Below are 21,103 nucleotides of genomic sequence, written 5' to 3'. Positions count from 1 at the left end.
GCTGCGGATCTGCACGGCCTGCAGTCGGGCTGCCGCCGGACCGGGTCCCCGTGCCGCACAGCTGCACGACAAATGCTTGCCTAGGGGTGCCTCACCTGCTAGGCCTGAACCTAGGAATGGCGGCGCGGGTCAGCAGGTGGGACCTCCGCTGCCCGGCGGCCGTTGACGAAGGGAAGTATGCCGTGGTCCGGAAAGAACCCCGCGTGAACGAAGTGGACGAAAAAGACATCGAGGTAAAGCCGCCCAAGGACTGGGCAGCCGGGGTACCCGCCGTCGTGCACTCGATGAAGCCTGCCATTGAACACATGGGCGCCAAGAGGGCGCTGGACGCCACCTTCAAGATGAACCAGAAGGACGGGTTCGACTGTCCCAGCTGCGCCTGGCCGGATCCGAACCACCGGAGCAAATTCGAATACTGCGAGGAAGGCGTCAAGGCCGTCACGTGGGAGGCGTCTCCGGTAGTGATCCCCTCGGAGTTCTGGGCAGAGCACAGCATCAGTGAGCTCCAGAACCGCACCGAATACTGGCTCGGCATGCAGGGCAGGCTGACGGAACCGGTCTATAAGCCCGCCGGCGCGGACCATTACCACCCGGTCAGCTGGGATGAGGCATTCCGGATCGTGGCGGACAAGCTCAACAGCCTTGAGTCGCCCCATGAAGCGGCCTTCTACACCAGTGGCCGCACCTCGAACGAGGCAGCCTTCCTGTACCAGCTCCTGGTGCGCGGCTTCGGCACGAACAACCTTCCCGACTGCTCCAATATGTGCCACGAATCCTCCGGCTGGGCTATGGGCCAGACCATCGGTATCGGCAAGGCCACCGTGACCTATGACGATTTCGGCAAGGCGGACCTGATCATCCTGATGGGCCAGAATCCGGGCACCAACCATCCCCGGATGCTCACGGCGCTGGAAGGGTGCAAGCGCAGCGGCGGCAGCATCGTGGCGGTTAATCCGCTTCCGGAAGCCGGCCTGAAGCGCTATAAGAACCCCCAGAAAGTGCGCGGGGTCGCCGGCAAGGGCACGGAACTGGCGGACCAATTCCTGCAGATCCGCCTCGGCGGGGACATGGCCCTGCTCCAGGCCATCTCCAAGCGGGTCCTTGAAGCGGAGGACCGGAACCCGGGGACCGTGCTGGACCACGACTTCCTGGAACGGCACTGCGAGGGTCTGGCAGACCTCAAAGATCACCTGATGCACCTGGACGACCAGACCGTGGAGGCGGCCACCGGGCTGCCGATCGCTGAGGTCGACGAACTGGCAGAACGCTATCTGAGGGCCGAGAAGGTCATCATCACCTGGGCCATGGGCATCACCCAGCAGAAGAAGGCCGTGCCCACGATCAAGGAAATGATCAATCTGCTGCTGCTGCGCGGCAACATCGGCAAGCCCGGCGCCGGAGCGGCACCCATCCGCGGACACAGCAATGTCCAGGGCGACCGCACCATGGGCATCTGGGAGCAGATGCCGCCCGCTTTCCTCGACGCCCTGGGCAAGGAGTTCAACTTCGATCCGCCGCGGGACCACGGCCTTGACGCCGTGGAGACCTTCTACGGAATGCACGACGGGCGCGTCAAGGTCTTCGTGGCGCTGGGCGGAAACCTCATCTCGGCGATCTCCGACACCCGCTTCGCCGAGGAGGCGATGCAGAAGACCGACATGACGGTACAGATTTCCATCAAGCTGAACCGCTCCCACCTGATTACCGGGCAGGAGGCACTGATCCTGCCTACCAAGGGCCGCACCGAGTTGGACGTCCAGGAAAGCGGACCGCAGTTCGTGTCGGTGGAAGACACGGTGTGCGTGGTCCACGCCTCCCGGGGAAACCTGACGCCGGTCGCCCCGAACCTGCTCTCGGAGCCTGCCATTGTCTCCCGGCTCGGAGCCCTCGTGGTCGGCGACCGGATCGACGCCGATTGGGCCGGATACGAAAAAAACTACGACCTGATCCGCGACCACATCGCGGCGGTGGTGGAAGGCTGCGACAACTACAACGAGAGAATCCGGCATGAAGGCGGGTTTGTCCTGCCCAACGGGCCGCGTGATTCCCGCACCTTCAACACCCCCACCGGGAAAGCGGTTCTGACGGTCAACGATCTGGAAGCCGTGGAACGCCCCGAAGGCACGCTGATCCTGCAGACGCTGCGCTCCCATGACCAGTGGAACACCACCATCTACGGGCATAACGACCGCTACCGGGGAATCCGCGGCGGGCGGCACGTCCTGTTCATGAACGCCGGCGACATCGCTGAACTGGGCCTGGTGGACGGGCAGTACGTGGATATCCACGGCGTCCACCACGACAGCGTCCGGCGGGTACTGCCGAGATACCGGGTGGTCTCCTACCCCACTCCCAAGGGCTGCGTGGCGGCCTACTATCCGGAGGCCAACGTCCTGGTTCCCCTGGACCGTGTTGCCGAGGGCAGCAACACCCCGGTATCCAAGACCGTCCTCGTCCGGGTGGAGCCCAACCTCGACACCGCCCGGGAGCAGGCGGAGGACTTCACGACGCGGGCTCCGGCCTAGGGCTGCCTTACTGCGCGGCCTTACTGCGCGGAGTCCTTCCAACCGGGCTCTTCCGACTGCTGCCGGCTCCCGGGACCGTCGAGCCCGGTTTCGGCCAGCTGGAAGGCGGTGTCCGCGGCGCTCTGCACCGCCTCCGCCGCGGATTTCCGTCCGCTCGTCTTGGACAGCCCGGCCGCATACCCGACCACGAAAGCGCTGACCAGGCCAGCATCGCCACCCACCGTTTGCTCTGACCGGCGTCCCAGTTCCACGAGCATTTTTTGGTCCACCTCCAGGTCCAGGATCTGCAGGGCCTGCGTCAGCAAACGGCTCCAGTCGCTAAGCGCGCGCTCCTGGGCATCGGGATTGGTAGTCATGGCTGCTCCTTCTGATCGTTGTGCTCAAGGAAAGCACCGGGAGGGGCATTGCACAACGTAGGGCCCCTCAGCGGCGTCCTGCGCAGGAGCGTGGGCAGCCAAAGTTATCCCCAGCTGAAGCCGGCCGGCACCCAGGCGGCACCCGTGCTGTCAGGATGAGCGAAAACGCGTCCGGCGAGGGGACCAGATGGCCAGCGACTACGACACCCAACTCATCGAGTCCGTCACCGTACGGCGGAGCCGGCTGGTGTCGGCATTTATCTTCGGCACCAACCCGTTCCAGCAGCGCTGGCTGAACACGCTGCGGCTGCTGATCTTCGGCGTCGCGCTCGCTGCCGGGATTGCCGCTGCCTGCGTGGGCTATTCCTTCATCAGCAGCATGCTGGCGCAGGCGGACGCCTAACCCGCCATGGCACATTCCTTTACGAGAATCACCGTGGCCGGCACACGGAAGCGCGCGAACCTGCTCCTGCCCTCCGACCAGCCCGTGGGCACCCTGCTGCCGCAGGTCCTGGCCCTCCTGGAGGAGCCGCCGGCCGACGAGGCCAGCGCCAAGGTGCTGGTCACGACAGACGGCACGGCCTTGGAAGCCGGAACATCCCTCCGCCAGGCCGCTGTGCTCGATGGGTCCTCGCTGCTGCTGTGCAGCGCGCCGGATGCACCGCCGGCGGCAGAGGTCTACGACGTCACGGATCTGGTGGCCGGCGGGAGGCGCGAGGTGGCCGGCCTCTGGAACGGCCGGCACCGGCTTCTCGCCGGCAGCGCGTTCGCCGCGGCCGCGGTGTGGGCTGGCACGGAGCTCCTGCTGGCGGTGCTGGCACCCGTTGCGGCTTGGTGGATCCTGCTGGTGCTCTCCTTGGCCGGACTCGGTGCCGGCGCCGCGGCCGGCCCTCCGCCGCACCGGTCTGCGCTCACTCCCGCACTGCTCATGGTCGGATGGCTTGCCGCAGCGGGCGCCGTGTGGCACCTGCACGACGACGGAAAGCTCGGCGGCAGCCTTGGGCTGGCCGCACTGGCCCTATCGGCCTTGACCGTGCTGGGACTGGCCGCCGTCGGACTTGCCTCTGCCACGCCGCGGGCGCTTTTCTGCGGAGCCGGAACACTGGCGATGGCCACGGGGTTATGGGTGGCGGCTGCCGCGATCGCCGGTGGATCTGTCCCGGCGGCGGGCTTGGGGACGCTGGGCGGCATCCTGCAGCTGGGGCTGCTGCCGCAGCTGGCCCTGAACTCCTCTGGACTGTCGGGCCTGGATGACCACCGGGCGCGGGGCCATTCCTTGATCCGGGCGAATACCGTCGAGGCCGTCGCCTCAGCCCATCACGGCCTGACATTGGCAACCGCAGTCACGGCAGTGTCCCTATCCGTGGGCCTCTGGCTGCTGGGTACGGACACCGGCCGGCTGCAGTGGACAATGCCGTTGCTGCTGGTGCTGACCCTGGCAGTGTTCCTGCGCGCCCGTGCCTTTCCGCTGGCCGCCCAACGGTACGCACTGTACCTGGCAGCCGCCGTCGGCCTCTGTGCCCTGGCCGGTGCAGCGCTCGTCTACTTTCCCGGTCAGCAATGGGTGGTGGGCCTGGCCATGGTGGCCGCCGCCGGCGTCATCGCTGCGTGCCTGGCCCTGGCGCTACCCGAACACCACCAGGCACGGTCCAGGCAGCTGGCCAAACATCTGGAGACTGTGGCAGTGGCGGCCGCGGTGCCCCTGACCGCCGGACTGCTCGGTATTTTCAGCCAGCTGCTGGAGAGTTTTCCATGACCGGTGCAGCCGGTTTCCGACAGCGACGGACCGGCTGGCGATGACGGTCAAGGTCCTCCACCGGCCCGCACGCACGACCGTGCCGGCCCGCGGTGTCCAGCCGTTCGCCCTCGACGCTCCGCCCATGATCCCTGACGGCAAGGATGGCCTGAACCTGCTGTCCCTGGTACCGCTGCTGGGTGCCGCGGCGTCGATGACGGTCATGATGCTCTTCCGTGGCTCGGCGCTGGCTGCTGTCGGAGCGCTGATGATGATCCTGACTGTGCTCGCGTCCCTGGGCATGATGCTCAGCCAGCGCGGCAGGCAGGGACGGCAGCGTCGGGAAGAGCGCGAAAACTATCTGGAATACCTGGAGCGGGCACGAGCCGTCCTGAGTGCGGAGGAACAGGCTGCCCGCAGGGTCGCCCGGGTGGCCAACCCTCCCCCGGGCGCTCTGTTCGACGTCGTCCGCAACAGCCGCCGGGTCTGGGAACGCCGGCGCAGCAGTGAGGACTTCCTCCAGATCCGGATCGGCACGGGGACACGCCGTTGCCGCAGCATCACAGTGGCAGACACGGGTCCGGCGCTGGCCCGGGCCGATACCTTCATGACCAGCGAGGTGGAAATCCTCAAACGCCGCTATGAATCCGGTCCGGGGCTGCCGCTGACCGTGCCGCTGGACTGTGGTGGGAATGTATCGGTCATTGGATCGCGGGAATTCGTGCTGCAGGTCGCACGGCTGCTGTTGGTGCAGGGCGCCGCACTGCATTCTCCCGAGGATCTGCAGCTGGCGCTGACTGTGCCCGAGGACCGGCGGGAGGGCTGGGAATGGGCCACCTGGCTGCCGCATCTGGCGGACCAGCAGCAGCATGACGGCGCCGGCCCGCTCCGACGGGTGGCCCACTCCGCTGCTGCACTGGCCGAGGTGCTGGGTGATGACCTGCTCCGCCGGACCGCCCTTGCCGCGCAGGCCCGGAAGAACTTTATGCCCGCCGGAGCACGGGGATTTCCGGCCCGGCTGCTGGTGGTCAGTGATTCCTACGGAGAGCTCCCGGCCGGGCTCACGCTGCCGGACCCAAACGCCTCGCCGGGCGCCGTGGGCCTGACAGCGGTGTTCCTGGTCTCGGAGCGCGGGCAGGAACCGGGTGACGTGGCGCTGCGCATCAGCGAGGACGACACCTCGCCGGACGCCTTCATCCTGGAGGACTACCGCGCAGATTCCGCGGTGCCCGTTGTTGAACGGGGTGTCCTGGACCCCCTTCCAAAACCATTGGCCGAGGCACTGGCACGGGAGCTGGCACCGCTGCGCCTGTCCCCGGACTCACTGGAGCACCCTGCCGCCGAAGATACCCAGGGCTTCGTGGAGATGCTGAGGCTCCCGCGCAGCCTCGATCACCCGGCCATCCGCCGGCTTTGGACACCCCGCGGCGACGCCGATTTCCTCCGGGTCCCGGTGGGCGCGGACGAAAGCGGGCGGCCGGTCCTGCTGGATCTGAAGGAGTCGGCGCAGTTCGGCCAGGGCCCGCATGGACTCTGTGTCGGTGCCACCGGGTCAGGCAAATCCGAACTGCTGCGCAGCCTGGTCGTCGGCCTGCTGACCGCCCATTCGCCGGAGGTCCTGGCCATGGTGCTCGTGGACTACAAGGGCGGAGCCACTTTTGCCCCGTTCGCCGCTGCACCGCACGTAGCCGGGGTGATCACCAACCTGTTCGACGACGCCAGCCTCATCGACCGGGTGCATGCCAGCCTGTCCGGGGAAATCAAACGCCGGCAGGAGGTCCTGAAGGCTGCGGGGAACCTCGCCAATATCAGCGAATACCGGCTGTACCGGCAGGAACAGCAGAGCCGGGGCCAGGCGCTGGCTCCGCTGCCACATCTGGTGGTCATCATTGACGAATTCGGAGAACTGCTCGCGGCCCGCCCAGACTTCATTGACCTGTTCCTCTCGATCGGGCGCATCGGCCGCTCCATCGGGGTGCATCTGCTGCTCTCCAGCCAGCGCATCGAGGCAGGCAAACTCCGCGGCCTGGACACCTACTTGTCCTACCGGATCGGGCTGCGGACGCTCACCGAGGATGAGTCCAGGACCGTGCTGGGCACCCCGGATGCCTTCCACCTGCCTCCGGTGCCAGGCTTTGGCTACCTGTTGGTGGACACCAGCACCTTCACGAAGTTCAAAGCCGGCTACGTGTCCGGCCCGCTGGCGGAACGGACGGATACCGGACCCACCGAGGACAACACCGCTCCCACGGTGCAGCCGGTGCCCCGTTACGCGGCGGCCCAGGGTTCTCCGGCCCCGGCTTCCCCCGGCCCGGACCCGTCGGGCGAACCTGCGGCGCCGTCGTCCTCCCGGCGCGTCACCGGACCGACTGTCCTGTCCGCCCTGATGGACACCATGGCGACCTTTCCCCGGGCCGTAGACCCGATCTGGCTGCCGCCGCTGCCCAGGCAGGTCGCCCTGGATGCCGCGGCGGGCGGACTGCTCGACGGCGGGAACCTCCGGCTGGCCAGCAGCGGCCCGCTGCGGGTTCCCGTTGGGCTGCTCGATGATCCGGCCCGGCAGTGGCAGGGCGCCTGGGAACTGGACCTGGCCGCCAACGGAGGCAACACGGTCATCGTTGGAGGCCCCCAGAGCGGCAAAAGCACCGCGCTCCGCACCATAGTGGCGTCCCTCGCGCTGACCCGCAGCCCGGCCGAGGTAGGCATCTACGCGCTGGATCTGCTGGGCAGCGGTCTGTCCGCACTTGAGGGGCTTCCGCATGTCGGCGGGGTGGCCGTCCGGACCCGGCGGGAGGTGGTCCGGCGGACGGTGGAGGAGCTGCTGGCCATGCTCGCCCACCGGGAGCAGATCTTCGAACGGCGCCGGATCGATTCTCTGGCAGCGCTCCGCCGGCTCAGCGCCGAGGGACGGATCCCCGAGCTGGCCAGCGCCGACATCGTGCTGGTGCTGGATGGCTACGGCCAGCTCGGTGACGAGTTCGAGGAGATTGAGAAGCCCGTGCACGCGCTGATCAGCCGCGGCGCAGGCTACGGCATCCACGTGCTGGCGACGTGCTCGCGGCTGCACGACATCCGGATCGCACAGCAGGGGTTTTTCGGCAACCGGATTGAACTGAGGCTTGCCGACCCCGGCGAATCAATCCATGGCCGCAAGCTGGCCGAGGCGGTGAGCGCGGACAGCCCGGGCCGGGCCCTGACAGACGCCAAACTCCAGGGGCAGTTCGCCCTGCCGCGCCTGGCGGCAACGGCAGGCACGGCAGGCACGGGCGGCACGGCAGGCACGCCTGATGGCGTGGACCTGCCCGGCCTCGTGGCCGCAGTGGCGGCGTCGACCCGGGAACGGGCGGTGCCGGTGCGGGTGCTCCCTGCTGTTGTCGCCGCCGGGACTGCGCCCACGCCGGCCGGTCCCGCCGTCGTGCCGCTGGGCCTGCGGGAAACCGATCTGGGCGTTGAATCCCTGGACCTGCACGGCCGCGAGCGTCATCTGCTGGTCCTGGGTGACGACGGCGCCGGCAAGACCAATGTCCTGCGCTCGGTTATCCGCCGGTTGACTGCCCAACATGGGCCGGACGGCGTGATCTTCGCGGTCTTCGATCCGCGCCGCTCCCTTACCGGGGAGGTTCCAGCCGGCTGCCGGGCCGGCTATGCCACCAACGCGGTACAGGCCGGAGAGCTGGCTGCCACCATCGCCGGGGAGCTGGCGCAGCGCAGTGCCGCCCCGGCCGCCGGGATCGCCGGCCTGCCGCGGATGGTCCTGGTGATTGACGACTACGACATCCTCGCCGCGGGAGGTTCCTCGCCGCTGGGCCGCCTCATCCCTTACCTGTCGCTGGCGCCGGAGCTCGGGCTGCATGCGGTTCTCTCCCGGCGGGTGCGCGGCGTGGGCCGGGGCAGCTACGAACCCTTCTTCACCTCACTGCGGGATTCCGGCAGCGCTGCGCTGGTGCTTTCCGGGGACCGGGCCGAGGGCACGCTGCTCGGCGGAGTCCGGGCACAGTCCCTGCCTCCAGGCCGGGCCCACCTGGTCCAGCCGGGCCGGCCAGTGCAGGTGCTGCAGCTGTTCCTCAACGAGGAAGACGGCGCCGGCGCATCAGCCGACGCCGGTGCGGCGGGCTAGTGCTCGCTGAATTCCGTTGCTGGTTCGGGTTCGACGACGGCGGGCGTCACCGCTGCAGCGGAATCGGAGCGGGCGCCTTCCAGGTCAACGACCAGGACAGTGATGTTGTCGCGGCCGCCGGAGCGGAGCGCTGCCTGCACCATGGCGGCACATGCGTCCTGCGGGTTGGCCTCGGACAGGAGGATCTCCTGCAGCTGCCCGTCGCTGACTTCGCCCGTGAGCCCGTCTGAGCACACCAGGAGGCGGTCACCGGGTTCGGCCGGAATAAGCCAGTAGTCGGCCTCGGTGTCGTTGCCGGTTCCCAGCGCCCGGGTCACCACATGGCGGCGGGGGTGGATGAGAGCTTCTTCGGGCGTTATCTGGCCCATGTCCACCAGTTCCTGGACCTCGCTGTGGTCCACGGAGATCTGCTCCAGCAGGCCATCAACCAGGCGGTAGGTGCGTGAGTCTCCGACGTTGAACACCAGCCAGGAGGGAGTGCCTGCGTCCTGCACCAGCACGGCGCCGGTGAGGGTGGTTCCCGCCCGGCCTTCGGTGGCTTCCCGGATGTGGGTGTCTGCTTCCTGGAGCAGGATCCGCAGGTCGGCGGCACCGATCTTGGGAAGGGACTCACCTACAAAGGAGGCATCACCCAGGGTGCGCACGCAGATGCTGGACGCAACTTCACCTGCTTCGTGCCCGCCCATGCCGTCGGCGACGGCAAAGATAGGGTCCGCAGCGATCAGCGAGTCCTCGTTCTGTTCCCTGCGCAATCCGCGGTCCGAGGCATAGCCAAAGACTGCACGGAGTTCCAAGCCCGGGGATGTCGTTTCGTCGGAGTTCATGCACGCCCTATCCGGAAGCTGCCCACTGTGCGGACCACAGTAGTGACACATATTACGCTTTCTCACCCTTACCTTAGCTGAACGCACCCTGTGTTCCGGGCCAGGGCAGCCGGGCGCGGAGGCAAGGGACCGCCGCGGCCCGGACCACCGAAGCGGATCAGTCCAGCGTCAGTCCAGCGTCAGTCCAGGATCAGTCCGGTACCGGTGCCGCGGGCCAGGGTCACGGGATGGATCTCACCGAAGCCGCGCACGTTCCGCGGCTGGTGCGGAATCAGCACGAACTTCTCGTTGTTCCGCAGGGCGGCGGCGGTGGAAGCATCAGTGAGCACCGTTCCCGGCTCCGCCAGCGAGGTCAGGCGGGAGGCCAGGTTCACAGTGGGACCGTAAATGTCGCCCAACCGCGAGAGCACCCGGCCCCAGACCAGTGACACGCGGGCGGCCGGCAGCAGGTCGTCTTCGGTGAAGGCCTTGGCCAGGGCAAGCGAGATCTCGGCACCGGCCTCGGGGGTTTCGGCGTTGAACAGGACCTCGTCGCCGATGGTCTTCACCAGCCGGCCGCCGCCCACCGAGATGATCTCGGCGCACTTGTGCTCAAACCGCTGCACCATCTGGGCCAGGGTCTTTTCGTTCATCTGCCGGGACAGGGAGGTGTAGGAGACCAGGTCGGCGAAGCCGACGGCGCGTGCCAGCGGCAAGGGATTGTCATCGGACATCGACCCGTCGTGGCTGGCCAACCCGGCTTCGGCGCGCAGGGCCAAGCGCTGCACGGCGGAGTTCATCTGCCGCTTCCACGCGTAGACCAGGGTTTTTTCCAGCGGTTCAATCAGATCCGGCAGCGCTGCCACCAGGGCTTTGCGTGCCTGGGCATCGGGAATGCCGCGCTGGACCACCATTTCCTCGACCAGTGCTTCGATCTGCCAGACCACCATCCGGTCGGTCATCTGCCCGATGGAGCGCATGATCGAAATGGCGGCTTCCTCGGTGAGCTGTTCGTCGCGGACCAGCTCAATGACGGTGGTCAGCGCCTCGCGGTCCTGCTCGGTGAAGAACACGGCGTCGTCGTCGAGGTTGGGAAAGCCCATGGCACGCCAGAGCTTGCGTGCCGAGAGCAGCGAGACTCCGGCTTCGGCGGCGGCTTCGCGGCGTTTGAGGGTACGCGGCCCGCCGATCAGCTGCGCTTCCAGCCGGCGCACGTCGTCGCGGTCGATGGCCGTGGAGTCGCCGTTGGGCTCAGCATCAGCGGACGCACGTCCGGTTTCTTCCGCGGGCCGGGCCCAGGGGTCTACCACCGGCATGGACAGGGTCATCGGCGCGGGGTCCGGTGCCGCTTCGGCGTCCTGCTCTGCTGCGGCATCGTCGCGGGGTTCCTCACTCATCGTCCCTCCCTTCATTGTCGTAGTCCCCATGTCCTTCCATATCTACACCATCGAACATGGCGGTCAGCGGCAGCTGGTTTATGGCGGCCAACACAATCGCCTTGAATTTATGCACTTCCGGAACATGCTCGTAGTGCACCGACTGGCCGTAACCGACGTCCACGGCGAGCGTGCCGGAGCGCTGCATGCGGTCCGGCACGGTCTGCCAGGCCTCCAGCTGGAAGATCGAGGCCAGCGCCAGCTCGCGTTCCCTGCGGCGCAGCACTCCCTGCCGGTGGATGATTCGGCGGTTGGTCACGATGTAGCGGGAAAACGCCCAGCGCAGCACCGGCGGCACAGAAAAGCGCAGCAGCAGGACGGCGGCAACGGCCACGATTGACGCCTGCAGGTAGCCGCTGAAATCCCCCACCTGCCCCGGCAGGGAATCCCGGTCCAAATAGCCGTAGCCAAATCCGGCGGAGGCGCAAACCAGGACGGCCAGGGCCACGGGCCAGGCCAGCTGGCGGGCATGGGGCCTGCTGGCCACGATGATCCGCTCGCCCGGGGCCAGTTTCAGCCGGATGCTCACGCCTGCGCGGCACGCAGGTGCACGACGTCGGCCGCCACCACCGCATGCCGCTCGCCCTGGGCGTCCACCAGGATCAGGGATCCGTTCCGGTCCAATGCCACGGCGCGTCCGGTCAGGGAGCTGCCGCCGGGCTTCTCGGCCCGGACCTCCTGGCCCAGAGTGACCATCCGGGTACTGATCTTGTGCAGCAGCGAAGTGCCATCGGCCCATGGCCGGTCCGCATCGCCGTCAACAGCACAAAACTCCCGGTAGGCGGAGGCCAGCTTCAACAGATAATCCTCGAGCAAGATGTTGCGGTCCGTTGTGGAGGCGTACTCCATCAGCAGGGACGTGGCGGCGGGAACCGGCAGGTCCTCGTCGGTGAGCGAGACATTCATGCCCACGCCCACGACGACGGCGGGCGGGGCGCCGCTTGAATCGACCACCAGCTGAGCCAGGACACCGGCCAGCTTCCGCCCGTCCACCATCACATCGTTGGGCCACTTCAACCGTGCTTCGACACCGGTGCGGCGGGCCACCGCCTCCGTCAGCGCCAGCGCGGCCAGCAGTGACAGCCAGCCGTAGGACTGCGTGGGCAGCGGCCGGCCGGCGGCGTTGACCGGCCGGAGCAGCACGCTGACGAACAGCGAGGAGCGCGGCGGAGCACTCCAGGCCCGGCCCAGCCGGCCCTTGCCGGCCGTCTGCATTTCGGCAGTCAGGACGGACAGGTCCGGGGCCTCGGCGGGCCGCAGCCGTGCCAGCTCTGCCAGATCCGTGTTCGTGGAACCCGTTTCGGCCACAACCTCCAGCCTGGACAGAGGCCCCCGGGGCGCCAGGAGGGCAGCACGAAGGCTGTCCTCGTCGAGCCCGGGTCTTTCCATGCTGGAGTAACGCAGATGCATGCTTCCGATCTTACGCGGCAGCGCTGGCATTCCTCCGCTGCGGGCCCGCGGGCCCAGGGCCTTTAGAGGAAGAAGTCCGGAACGAGCTGGTCTTCGGGGGCGCCCAGGGAATAGGGGCGGAAGTCGGTGATGCCCTCTTCGCGCAGCACCTCTTCGTCGGTGTAGAAGTTGCCCGTGGTTCCGCGGCTGGGCCGGGTCAGGATGGTGTGCGCGGCGTCCGCCATGATGTCGGTGCTGCGCGAGGCCGCCGCCATCTTCTCGCCGCCGAGGTTGCGGATGGCGGCAGTGTCGATGGCGGTGACGGGCCAGAGCGAGTTCACGGCCACGCCGTCGGCCTTCAGCTCCTCTGCCAGCCCCAGGGTGGTCAGGGACATCCCGTACTTGGCCATGGTGTACGCCAGGTAGGAGCCGGCCCACTTCGGATCCAGGTTCAGGGGCGGGGACAGGGTAAGGATGTGCGGGTTCTCCGATCGGCGCAGCGCGTCGAGTGAGAACTTGGAGAGCATGAAGGTGCCGCGGACATTGATGTCGGCCATCAGGTCGTAGCTCTTCATGGTGACCTGATCCGTGTTGCGCAGGTCGATCGCGGAGGCGTTGTTGATGACGATGTCGATCCCGCCGAACCGCTCCACCGTGTCGGCGACGGCGCGGGCGACGTCGTCGTCGTTCCGTACGTCACCGATGATGGGCAACGCTTTGCCGCCGGCTGCCTCCAGCTGCTCGGCCGCCGTGTAGACGGTGCCCTCGAGTTTCGGGTGGGGCTCGGCCGTCTTGGCCATGATCGCGATGTTCGCACCGTCGGCAGCGGCGCGCAGGGCAATGGCCAGGCCGATGCCGCGGCTGCCACCGGACATCAGGATGGTGCGGCCGGCGAGGGATCGGGACGCGGAATCAGGTGTGATAGAAGTCATGCGCCAAGGCTAGTACATTGCCCGGCCCAATGTTACCCACCAGTAACTTAGGCGCCCCGGGCCGACGCCCGGGCTAGGTCCGCAGCAGATGCACCCCCAACAGGACCGCCGTCGTGGTCAGTGCCAGCCGCAGCAGGAAAAACGCCTGCGGATAGCGCCGCGCCACCCGCAGCCACAGGCCTGGCCGGCCGGCCGGCCAGGACCGGGATTCGCAGCGGATCACGGTCAGGGTGAATATGACCGCTCCGCCCACGCCGCACATGGTTGTCAATGCCCCCACCAAATCCACATTGCCGGCCAGCCCGCCTGCCAGTAGGACTCCGAGAGCCAGCCCGAGGCTGCTGCCGCGGCCGACAAAGTCCAGATAGCGGGCCATGCCCGGCAGGAACGCCGCCAGGAAACGGCCGGAAACCTCACGCCGCAGCCGCCACACAAGGTTCCGCTGCAGTTGCCGCATGCGGACCAGGTCCCCGACAGTTCCGGCCGCCGCGGCTGCTCCGGCCACCTCCGCAAGTGCCGCGTCCATGGCGGGCTGCGGGCGTGCGGCGAGTGCAGGACGGCCAAGCAGCCGCAGCAGCGCATCCTGCGAGGCGGCGCGTTCGTTCCGCGACGGCCGGGCCGCCAGGGACCGCCCGATCCGGCGGAGGTACTCCGCATCGCGGCCGCGGGCTCCGGCAGACGACGACGGCCGGGGCTGCGCAGCGGATATTCCGCGCCGGCGGACCCTGCCTACGGCTGCAAGCACCGCTTCCCGGGCAGGGGTGGGTGCGGCCTCGCCCAGCTCCTGGAGCCGATCGTCGACCGCGTGGAGATAGGTGTCCTGCAGGACGGGCAGGCCGGCATAGTCCCAGCAGGCCCGCGCCAGAATCCAGACGCCGAATCCTGCAGTCACCAAGGCAGATGCCTGCAGCAACACCCACAGGTCGATCCCGCCCATACTCATAGGGCTCCTCCCCCGGCATGACCCACGTCCGTTGCCAGCTCGGGAAAATCCTTTCACGGCCCGCGGATTGTTACGCCGGATCCGTCCACCCGGCACCGCCGCCGCGCGGCCTCCGCAGCACCACTGGACCGGCCACCGCACCGGCACCGGCCAAGCCCAGCGGCACGAAATTGTAGGATCCCTACACCGGGACTCGACGGCGAGCGTCATTAGACTGGACAGATCGCCCGCCGCTTTGTGCATTTCCTACTTAACGCCGTGCGACGCCCCAGCCACTCAGCATTCCGGAGACCAGATGAGCATCGACCAGGACCTTGATCTGCAGACGACAGCGGGCAAGATCGCTGAGTACCGCCGCCGCCAGGCGCAGGCCGAAATGCCCTCCGGGCCGGCCGCCATCGAGAAGCAGCACGCCCGCGGCAAGCACACCGCCCGCGAGCGCATCGAGATGCTGGTGGACGCCGGATCCTTCGTCGAGTTCGACGCCCTGGCCGTGCACCGCTCCACCGCCTTCGGCATGGAAAAGAAGAAGCCGCTGGGCGACGGCCTGGTTTCGGGCTATGCCACCGTGGATGGCCGGCCGATTGCCGTCTACAGCCAGGACTTCACCGTTTACGGCGGCTCGCTGAGCCAGGTCAACGGCGAGAAGATCGTCAAGGTCCAGGAACACGCGCTGCGCAACGGATGTCCCGTCGTCGGGATCCTCGACGGCGGTGGCGCGCGCATCCAGGAAGGTGTCGCCTCGCTGGCCATGTTCGCCGACATCTTCCGCAACAACGTCCATGCCTCCGGCGTTGTCCCGCAGATCTCGCTCATCATGGGCCCGTCCGCCGGCGGTGCCGCCTACTCCCCCGCGCTGACCGACTATGTGGTGATGGTGGACAAGACCAGCCACATGTTCATTACCGGCCCCGACGTCATCAAGACCGTCACCGGCGAGGATGTGGACATGGAAACCCTCGGCGGTGCCCGGCAGCACAACGCCAACACCGGAACTTCCACCTACCTGGCCTCGGACGAAGAGGACGCCATTGAGTTCGTCCGCGAACTGCTGGATTTCCTGCCCTCGAACAACCTCGCCGAGGCGCCGCTGGCCGCCTTCGCCCAGGACATGGAACTGACCGACGGCGATCTCGCCCTGGACAGCCTCATCCCGGACTCCGCGAACCAGCCCTATGACATGCGCACCGTCATTGAGCAGGTGCTCGACGACGGCCACTTCCTCGAGATGCAGGCCCTCTACGCCCCGAACGTCATGATGGGCTACGGCCGCGTCGAGGGCCACACCGTGGGCATCGTCGCCAACCAGCCGCTGCAGTTCGCCGGCACCCTGGACATCGCCGCCTCCGAGAAGGCCGCCCGCTTTGTCCGCAACTGCGACGCCTTCAACATCCCGATCCTGACCTTCGTGGACGTCCCGGGCTTCCTGCCGGGCAAGGACCAGGAATTCCAGGGCATCATCCGCCGCGGCGCCAAGCTGCTCTACGCCTACGCCGAAGCCACCGTCCCCAAACTCACCGTCATCACCCGCAAGGCCTACGGCGGCGCGTACATCGTGATGGGTTCCAAAAAGCTCGGCGCCGACCTGAACCTGGCCTGGCCCACCGCGCAGATCGGCGTCATGGGCGCCCAGGGTGCGGTCAACATCCTCTACCGCGGCCAGCTCAAGGCAGCGGCCGACGCCGGGGAAAGCGTCGAGGACGCCCGCGCCGATTACATCGCCCAGTATGAAGAGGAACTGCTCAACCCCTACCAGGCCGCTGAGCTCGGCTACGTGGACGCCGTCGTCGCGCCGTCCGAAACCCGGCTGCAGCTGATCCGCGGCCTGCGGGCACTGCGCGACAAGCGCGCCTCCCTGCCCGCCAAGAAGCACGGGAACATGCCGCTGTGACCGGGTGGGACCTGCCGGATCCGTGGGGCCGTCCGGCCGAGGCCGCCGCACCGGCCACACCGCTGTTCTCCGTGCTCTCCGGAAACCCCTCCGCGGAGGAACTGGCGGCGCTGACCGCCGTCGTCATGGGCCTGGAGGCGGGAGCCGCGGGGACCGCCGCCACGCCTGAGTCGACCCGCCGGATCTGGAACCGGCGCCGCATGCTCAGCCTGGCTCCCAAGCCGGGGCCGGGGTCCTGGCGGCGCAGTTTCCGCTAGCGGGACCGGCCCCGCACGTTACGCGGGCGGCATCGCCGGAACGTGGCCAGGGCGGCGTTGGCGTTAGGCTTCACGTGTGACCCAACAGACTCCTTCATCAGATCCCCTGTCCTTCGCTGGCTCGCACACCCGCCAGCCGACCGCCATCGACGCCGTAGCTGACGCCTTCACCGAGACGCTGCTGCAGCTGGATCCGTCCCTTGCCACTTCGCTGGGAATCCCCGGCCACGAGGCCGAGTACGCGGACTACTCCCCCGCCGGCCTGGAATCCATCGCCGAAGCCATCCGCGAAACGCTGGAACGCCTCGACGGGCTGCAGCCGGCCGACGACGTCGACAGCGTCACCCTCGACGCCATGCACGAGCGCCTGGGCCTGGAACTGGAGATCCACGAATCCGGCTGGAACCTCGCGAACCTGAACAACATCGCCTCCCCGGCACAGGAAATCCGTTCGATCTTCGACCTGATGCCCACCGACACGACTTCCGACTGGCAGCACATCGCCGGGCGCCTGCACAATGTGGCCGACGCCGTCGCTGGCTACATCACCTCCCTGCGCGCCGGTGCCCAGCGAGGGCTGCTGCCCGCCCGCCGCCAGGTCCTGATCGTCATGGAACAGACCACCAAGTACGCCGAAGACGGTGGGTTCTTTGACGATTACGCCGCCACCGCGTCCCTGTCCGACGGCGCCGCGCTGCCCGAGGGCCTCGCCGCTGACGTGCGCCACGGCGCCGAGTCGGCCCGCGCCGCCTACCGCACCCTGGCCTCCTTCCTCGAGAACGAGCTGCTGCCGCACGCTCCGGAAAAGGACGCCGTCGGGAAGGAGCGCTACGCACTGATGTCCCGCCGCTTCCTCGGCTCAGCCGTGGACCTGGAGGAAACCTACGCGTGGGGCGTGGCCGAACTTGACCGCATCATCGCCGAGCAGGAGGCCGTGGCCGAGCAGATCCAGCCCGGCGCCACCGTTGCCGAGGCCATGGACCTGCTGAACTCCGACCCGGCCCGGCAGTTGCACGGCACGGAAGAACTCCGGACCTGGATGCAGGGCCTGGCCGACCGCGCCGTCGCGGACCTGGCCGGCACGCACTTCGACATCGACGGGCCGATGCGCGAGATCGAATGCATGATCGCCCCCACGCAGGAGGGCGGCATCTACTACACCGGCCCCAGCGACGATTTCTCCCGCCCGGGCCGCATGTGGTGGTCCGTGCCGGCCGGCGAGGACACCTTCACCACCTGGAACGAGACCACCACGGTCTTCCACGAGGGCGTGCCCGGACACCACCTGCAGATCGCCACGGCCACGGCCGCCCGCGGGCTGCTGAACAAGTGGCGCCGGAACATCTGCTGGGTCTCCGGCCACGGCGAAGGCTGGGCGCTGTACGCCGAGCGGCTGATGGATGAGCTGGGCTACCTCAGCGATCCCGGCGACAAGATGGGCATGCTCGACGCCCAGCGCATGCGCGCCGCCCGCGTGGTCTTCGACATCGGCGTCCACCTGGAACTGGAGATCCCCGAACGCTGGGGCTCGGGCACTTGGACCGCGGAGAAGGGTTACGAGTTCCTCAAGCAGAACATTGCCATCTCGGAGGGGCAGCTGAACTTCGAGTTCACCCGCTACCTCGGCTGGCCGGGCCAGGCCCCCTCCTACAAGCTGGGCCAGCGGCTCTGGGAGCAGATCCGCGACGAGGTCCGCAGCCGCGAGGGCGAGGACTTCGACCAGAAGGCCTTCCACACCCGGGCCCTGCTGCTCGGATCGGTCGGCCTGGACACGCTGCGCCGGGCGCTGCTCGGCTAAGGAGCGGCTGCTCAGCTCAGGGCACAAGCGGACGACGGCGGCTGCGGCTTCCGTACGAGACACTCCTCACAGCAACAGCCGGAATAACCCCGGGGTGCGCGCGGTACGCCGCCACATCCCGGGGTTTTCGCCTGTCAGGCCGCGGGAGCCGCCGTCGTGCCTCCGTAATATTTCGTTATGTGCAATCTCCTCTGATAAGAGCTGCCCACTACTATTCTCAGGTGACTTCCCAGACCTCTTCCCCTGAAACTTCTGCCCGCCGCAGGCTGCCCCGCTGGGTCACGTCCTTCGGACCGCAGATCATTGCCGCCCTGGTCGTTGGCCTGCTGCTGGGCCTGCTGGCCAAGGAAATGGGTACCGTCGGCGACGATGAACCCAACTGGCTGACGACCACGCTGACCGTCATCGGTTCGAGCTACGTCTCACTGCTGAAGGCAGCCGTTGTCCCCCTGATCTTCACCGCCGTCGTCAGCTCCATCGCCAACCTGCGCGAGGTCTCCAACGCCGCACGCCTGGCCTGGCAGACGCTGCTCTGGTTCGCGATCACGGCGCTGATTGCGGTAGTGATCGGCATCCTGATGGGCGTGCTGTTCCAGCCCGGCGCCAACGCCGACGCCGAGCCGCCCGCTGACTATGCAGGCAGCACCGGCAGCTGGATGGGCTTCCTCACCGGCCTGATTCCGGCCAACTTCATGGGCCTGACGGCTTCCTCCACCGCCGTCGACCCGGGAACCGTCACCACGGCCCTGAACTTCAATGTGCTGCAGGTGCTGGTCATCGCGATCGCCGTCGGCATTGCCGCCCTGAAGGTCGGCGCCCCCGCCGCTCCGTTCCTGTCGCTGAACGCTTCAGCCCTGGCCGTCATCCAGAAGGTCCTCTGGTGGATCATCCGCCTGGCCCCGCTGGGCACCGTGGGCCTCATCGGCCGCGCCGTCGCCACTTACGGCTGGGACACCATCGGTTCGCTGGGCATGTTCGTGGTTGCCGTGTACGTCGGCCTGGCCCTGGTGGTCTTCGTTGTCTACCCGGTCCTGATCAAGGCGCACGGACTGTCCGTGAAGCAGTGGTTCTCCGGTGCCTGGCCCGCGATCCAGCTCGGCTTCGTCTCCCGCTCCTCGGTGGGCACCCTGCCGCTGACCCAGCGTGTGACCGAACGGAACATGGGCGTCCCGCGCGCCTACGCCTCCTTCGCCGTGCCGCTGGGTGCGACCACCAAGATGGACGGCTGCGCCTCGATCTACCCGGCCGTGGCCGCCATCTTCGTGGCGCAGTTCTTCGGCATCGATCTGGGCTTCACCGACTACCTGCTGATCGCCCTGGTCTCCGTGCTGGGTTCGGCCGCCACCGCCGGCACCACCGGCGCCGTCGTCATGCTGACCCTGACCCTGTCCACGCTGGGCCTGCCGCTGGCCGGCGTCGGCCTGATGCTCGCCGTCGATCCGATCCTGGACATGGGCCGCACCGCGGTCAACGTGGCCGGACAGACAGTGGTTCCGACCATCGTCGCCAAGCGCAATGGGCTGCTCGATGCCGCCATCTACAACGCCAAGCGCAACGGCGATCCGTTCGCCGATGACTCGGCCGAGGTCCAGGCGCCGGTGCTCGTTCCGGCCGGCGGCGCGGGCGCTTCCGCTGGTGCGGCGCCGTCGTCGTCAGGTGCCGACGCGTCAGCTGCCGCCAAGCGCTGATCCTTCGCTTCAGCAGTTCCGCCAAAGGCCGCTCCGGGTTCCGGGGCGGCCTTTCGGCTGCCCGGGCCGACTAGGCTGGAGGGGTGACTGACCTGAACCTGATCCTCGCCTCTGCCTCCCCCGCCCGCACCAAGCTGCTGACCAACGCCGGCATCACGCACACCGTGCTCGTGTCCGACGTCGATGAAGACGCCGTCACCGCCCGTTACGGCACCCCGGATCCGCATGACACAGCCCTGCTGCTGGCCCGGGCCAAGGCCGAGGCCGTTGCCGCGCTGCCCGAGGCCGAAGGATCCCTGGTGATCGGCTGCGACTCGGTTTTCGAATTCCAGGGCGAAGCGCACGGCAAGCCGTGGGAAGCCGAGGTGGCCCGTGAACGCATCCGCCGGATGAGCGGCAACGTGGGAGTGCTCCACACCGGGCACTGGCTCGTGGACTGCCGCGATACCGACGACGACGGCGGTTCGGGCGCGACGCTCGGGGCCGTCAGTTCCGCCTCGGTCCATTTTGCCAAGCTCACCGACGAGGAGATTGACGCCTACGTTGCCACCGGCGAGCCGCTTCAGGTCGCCGGCTCCTTCACGATCGATTCCCTTGGCGGGGCGTTCATCGAGAAGGTTGACGGGGATCCGCATGCCGTCGTCGGGCTCTCCGTGTCGATGTTGCGCGAGCTGCTCGCCAGCGCCGGCGTGAAGATCACTGATCTCTGGGACCGGTAGGTCCTTTTCCGCGCTTTCAGGCCCCGGCCGCGTGGCAAGGCCACTGCGCCGCGCCGAGAGTGCAGCTCTGGCGGGTTAGCGCCGGGATCTCGCGCCGAGAGTGCAGCTCTGGCGGGTTAGCGCCGGGATCTCGCATCGAGAGTGCAGCTCTGCCGGGTTAGCGCCCGACCCCCGCGCCGAGAGTGCAGCTCTGCAGGGTAAACCACGTGATTGCCCACCATAGCTGCGCTCTCGAGCCCGGGAATCACCCGGAACCCACCATAAGTGCACTCTCAGTGCCCGGACCGCACCGAGAGTGCAGCTCTGGCGGGTTAGCGCCCGACCCCCGCACCGAGAGTGCAGCTCTGGCGGGTTAGCCCCCGACCCCCGCACCGAGAGTGCAGCTCTGGCGGGTTAGCCCCCGTCCCCCGCACCGAGAGTGCAGCTCTGGCGGGTTAGCGCCGGGATCTCGCATCGAGAGTGCAGCTCTGCAGGGTAAACCACGTGATTGCCCACCATAGCTGCGCTTTCGAGC

The 21,103-nt window shown here is 67.9% G+C and carries 16 protein-coding genes; 9 read left to right on the top strand and 7 right to left on the bottom strand.

Going from position 1 to position 21,103, the window contains the following annotated elements:
• Nucleotides 1–182: 182 nt before the first annotated feature.
• Entirely contained in the window at nt 183–2,525 is a 2,343-nt protein-coding gene (locus KKR91_RS05230; protein ID WP_210230420.1) for an FdhF/YdeP family oxidoreductase, read from the top strand.
• 20 nt (nt 2,526–2,545) lie between these two features.
• On the opposite strand, the gene KKR91_RS05225 is transcribed toward KKR91_RS05230, so the two are convergent.
• A complete protein-coding gene (locus tag KKR91_RS05225; protein WP_210230419.1) occupies nt 2,546–2,881 on the bottom strand; it encodes a DUF6457 domain-containing protein in 336 nt (111 codons plus the stop codon).
• 187 nt (nt 2,882–3,068) lie between these two features.
• Here KKR91_RS05225 and KKR91_RS05220 point away from each other — a divergent pair, with 187 nt between their 5' ends.
• From KKR91_RS05220 to eccCa, 3 genes are read left to right on the top strand one after another with little or no spacing between them, the layout of a single operon-like run.
• Nucleotides 3,069–3,284: a hypothetical protein gene (locus KKR91_RS05220; protein WP_210230418.1), complete on the top strand. Its 216-nt coding sequence runs from the start codon at nt 3,069–3,071 to the stop codon at nt 3,282–3,284.
• A gap of 6 nt (nt 3,285–3,290) precedes the next feature.
• Nucleotides 3,291–4,637: an EsaB/YukD family protein gene (locus KKR91_RS05215; protein WP_210230417.1), complete on the top strand. Its 1,347-nt coding sequence runs from the start codon at nt 3,291–3,293 to the stop codon at nt 4,635–4,637.
• Nucleotides 4,638–4,677: 40 nt separating this feature from the next.
• A complete protein-coding gene (gene eccCa / locus KKR91_RS05210) occupies nt 4,678–8,733 on the top strand; it encodes a type VII secretion protein EccCa (protein ID WP_210230416.1) in 4,056 nt (1,351 codons plus the stop codon).
• Here the strand turns inward: eccCa and KKR91_RS05205 are convergent.
• From KKR91_RS05205 to KKR91_RS05180, 6 genes are all read right to left on the bottom strand, one after another.
• Nucleotides 8,730–9,557 carry a PP2C family protein-serine/threonine phosphatase gene (locus KKR91_RS05205; RefSeq protein ID WP_210230415.1) on the bottom strand — a complete coding sequence of 276 codons (828 nt, stop codon included), beginning with the start codon at nt 9,555–9,557 and terminating at the stop codon, nt 8,730–8,732. The two genes, eccCa and KKR91_RS05205, sit on opposite strands and share 4 nt — an antisense overlap.
• Before the next feature lie 179 nt (nt 9,558–9,736).
• Nucleotides 9,737–10,933 carry an adenylate/guanylate cyclase domain-containing protein gene (locus tag KKR91_RS05200; RefSeq protein ID WP_210230414.1) on the bottom strand — a complete coding sequence of 399 codons (1,197 nt, stop codon included), beginning with the start codon at nt 10,931–10,933 and terminating at the stop codon, nt 9,737–9,739.
• Nucleotides 10,926–11,501: a PH domain-containing protein gene (locus KKR91_RS05195; RefSeq protein ID WP_210230412.1), complete on the bottom strand. Its 576-nt coding sequence runs from the start codon at nt 11,499–11,501 to the stop codon at nt 10,926–10,928. Before KKR91_RS05195 ends, KKR91_RS05200 begins: the two co-directional genes overlap by 8 nt.
• Nucleotides 11,498–12,382, bottom strand: coding sequence for a biotin--[acetyl-CoA-carboxylase] ligase (locus KKR91_RS05190; protein WP_210230410.1), 885 nt, complete (start codon nt 12,380–12,382; stop codon nt 11,498–11,500). Before KKR91_RS05190 ends, KKR91_RS05195 begins: the two co-directional genes overlap by 4 nt.
• Before the next feature lie 62 nt (nt 12,383–12,444).
• The gene (locus tag KKR91_RS05185) at nt 12,445–13,293 is read right to left on the bottom strand and encodes an SDR family oxidoreductase (RefSeq protein WP_210230409.1); all 849 of its coding nucleotides are present in this window, start codon (nt 13,291–13,293) and stop codon (nt 12,445–12,447) included.
• A 73-nt stretch (nt 13,294–13,366) separates the two neighbouring features.
• Entirely contained in the window at nt 13,367–14,236 is an 870-nt protein-coding gene (locus KKR91_RS05180) for a hypothetical protein (protein WP_210230408.1), read from the bottom strand.
• A gap of 295 nt (nt 14,237–14,531) precedes the next feature.
• Between KKR91_RS05180 and KKR91_RS05175 the strand changes: the two genes are divergently transcribed.
• From KKR91_RS05175 to KKR91_RS05155, 5 genes are all read left to right on the top strand, one after another.
• Nucleotides 14,532–16,127: an acyl-CoA carboxylase subunit beta gene (locus KKR91_RS05175; protein WP_210230407.1), complete on the top strand. Its 1,596-nt coding sequence runs from the start codon at nt 14,532–14,534 to the stop codon at nt 16,125–16,127.
• On the top strand, nt 16,124–16,384 hold the full coding sequence (locus KKR91_RS05170) for an acyl-CoA carboxylase subunit epsilon (protein WP_237687497.1): 261 nt from the start codon (nt 16,124–16,126) through the stop codon (nt 16,382–16,384). The genes KKR91_RS05175 and KKR91_RS05170 overlap by 4 nt, the downstream gene beginning before the upstream one ends.
• A 76-nt stretch (nt 16,385–16,460) precedes the next feature.
• Nucleotides 16,461–18,182 (top strand): DUF885 domain-containing protein, encoded by a 1,722-nt coding sequence (locus KKR91_RS05165; protein ID WP_420481423.1) that lies wholly within the window; start codon nt 16,461–16,463, stop codon nt 18,180–18,182.
• A gap of 221 nt (nt 18,183–18,403) precedes the next feature.
• Nucleotides 18,404–19,870, top strand: coding sequence for a dicarboxylate/amino acid:cation symporter (locus tag KKR91_RS05160; protein ID WP_210230406.1), 1,467 nt, complete (start codon nt 18,404–18,406; stop codon nt 19,868–19,870).
• An 83-nt stretch (nt 19,871–19,953) separates the two neighbouring features.
• Nucleotides 19,954–20,589, top strand: a complete 636-nt coding sequence (locus KKR91_RS05155; RefSeq protein WP_210230404.1) for a Maf family protein — start codon at nt 19,954–19,956, stop codon at nt 20,587–20,589.
• Nucleotides 20,590–21,103 lie beyond the last annotated feature (514 nt).

The sequence above is a fragment of the Arthrobacter jiangjiafuii genome, assembly GCF_018622995.1.
Classification (GTDB): domain Bacteria; phylum Actinomycetota; class Actinomycetes; order Actinomycetales; family Micrococcaceae; genus Arthrobacter_B; species Arthrobacter_B jiangjiafuii.
The sequence above is the reverse complement of the archived record's forward strand: the minus strand, read 5'-3'. Positions and strand labels throughout refer to the sequence as shown.

Bases quoted from the DNA above. Each gene is read 5' to 3' on its own strand.
- KKR91_RS05215 (WP_210230417.1), top strand. From the start codon at position 3,291: ATGGCACATTCCTTTACGAGAATCACCGTGGCCGGCACACGGAAGCGC.
- KKR91_RS05220 (WP_210230418.1), top strand. From the start codon at position 3,069: ATGGCCAGCGACTACGACACCCAACTCATCGAGTCCGTCACCGTACGG.
- KKR91_RS05185 (WP_210230409.1), bottom strand. From the start codon at position 13,293: ATGACTTCTATCACACCTGATTCCGCGTCCCGATCCCTCGCCGGCCGC.
- KKR91_RS05180 (WP_210230408.1), bottom strand. From the start codon at position 14,236: ATGAGTATGGGCGGGATCGACCTGTGGGTGTTGCTGCAGGCATCTGCC.
- eccCa (WP_210230416.1), top strand. From the start codon at position 4,678: ATGACGGTCAAGGTCCTCCACCGGCCCGCACGCACGACCGTGCCGGCC.
- KKR91_RS05205 (WP_210230415.1), bottom strand. From the start codon at position 9,557: ATGAACTCCGACGAAACGACATCCCCGGGCTTGGAACTCCGTGCAGTC.
- KKR91_RS05175 (WP_210230407.1), top strand. From the start codon at position 14,532: ATGAGCATCGACCAGGACCTTGATCTGCAGACGACAGCGGGCAAGATC.
- KKR91_RS05225 (WP_210230419.1), bottom strand. From the start codon at position 2,881: ATGACTACCAATCCCGATGCCCAGGAGCGCGCGCTTAGCGACTGGAGC.
- KKR91_RS05190 (WP_210230410.1), bottom strand. From the start codon at position 12,382: ATGCATCTGCGTTACTCCAGCATGGAAAGACCCGGGCTCGACGAGGAC.
- KKR91_RS05200 (WP_210230414.1), bottom strand. From the start codon at position 10,933: ATGAGTGAGGAACCCCGCGACGATGCCGCAGCAGAGCAGGACGCCGAA.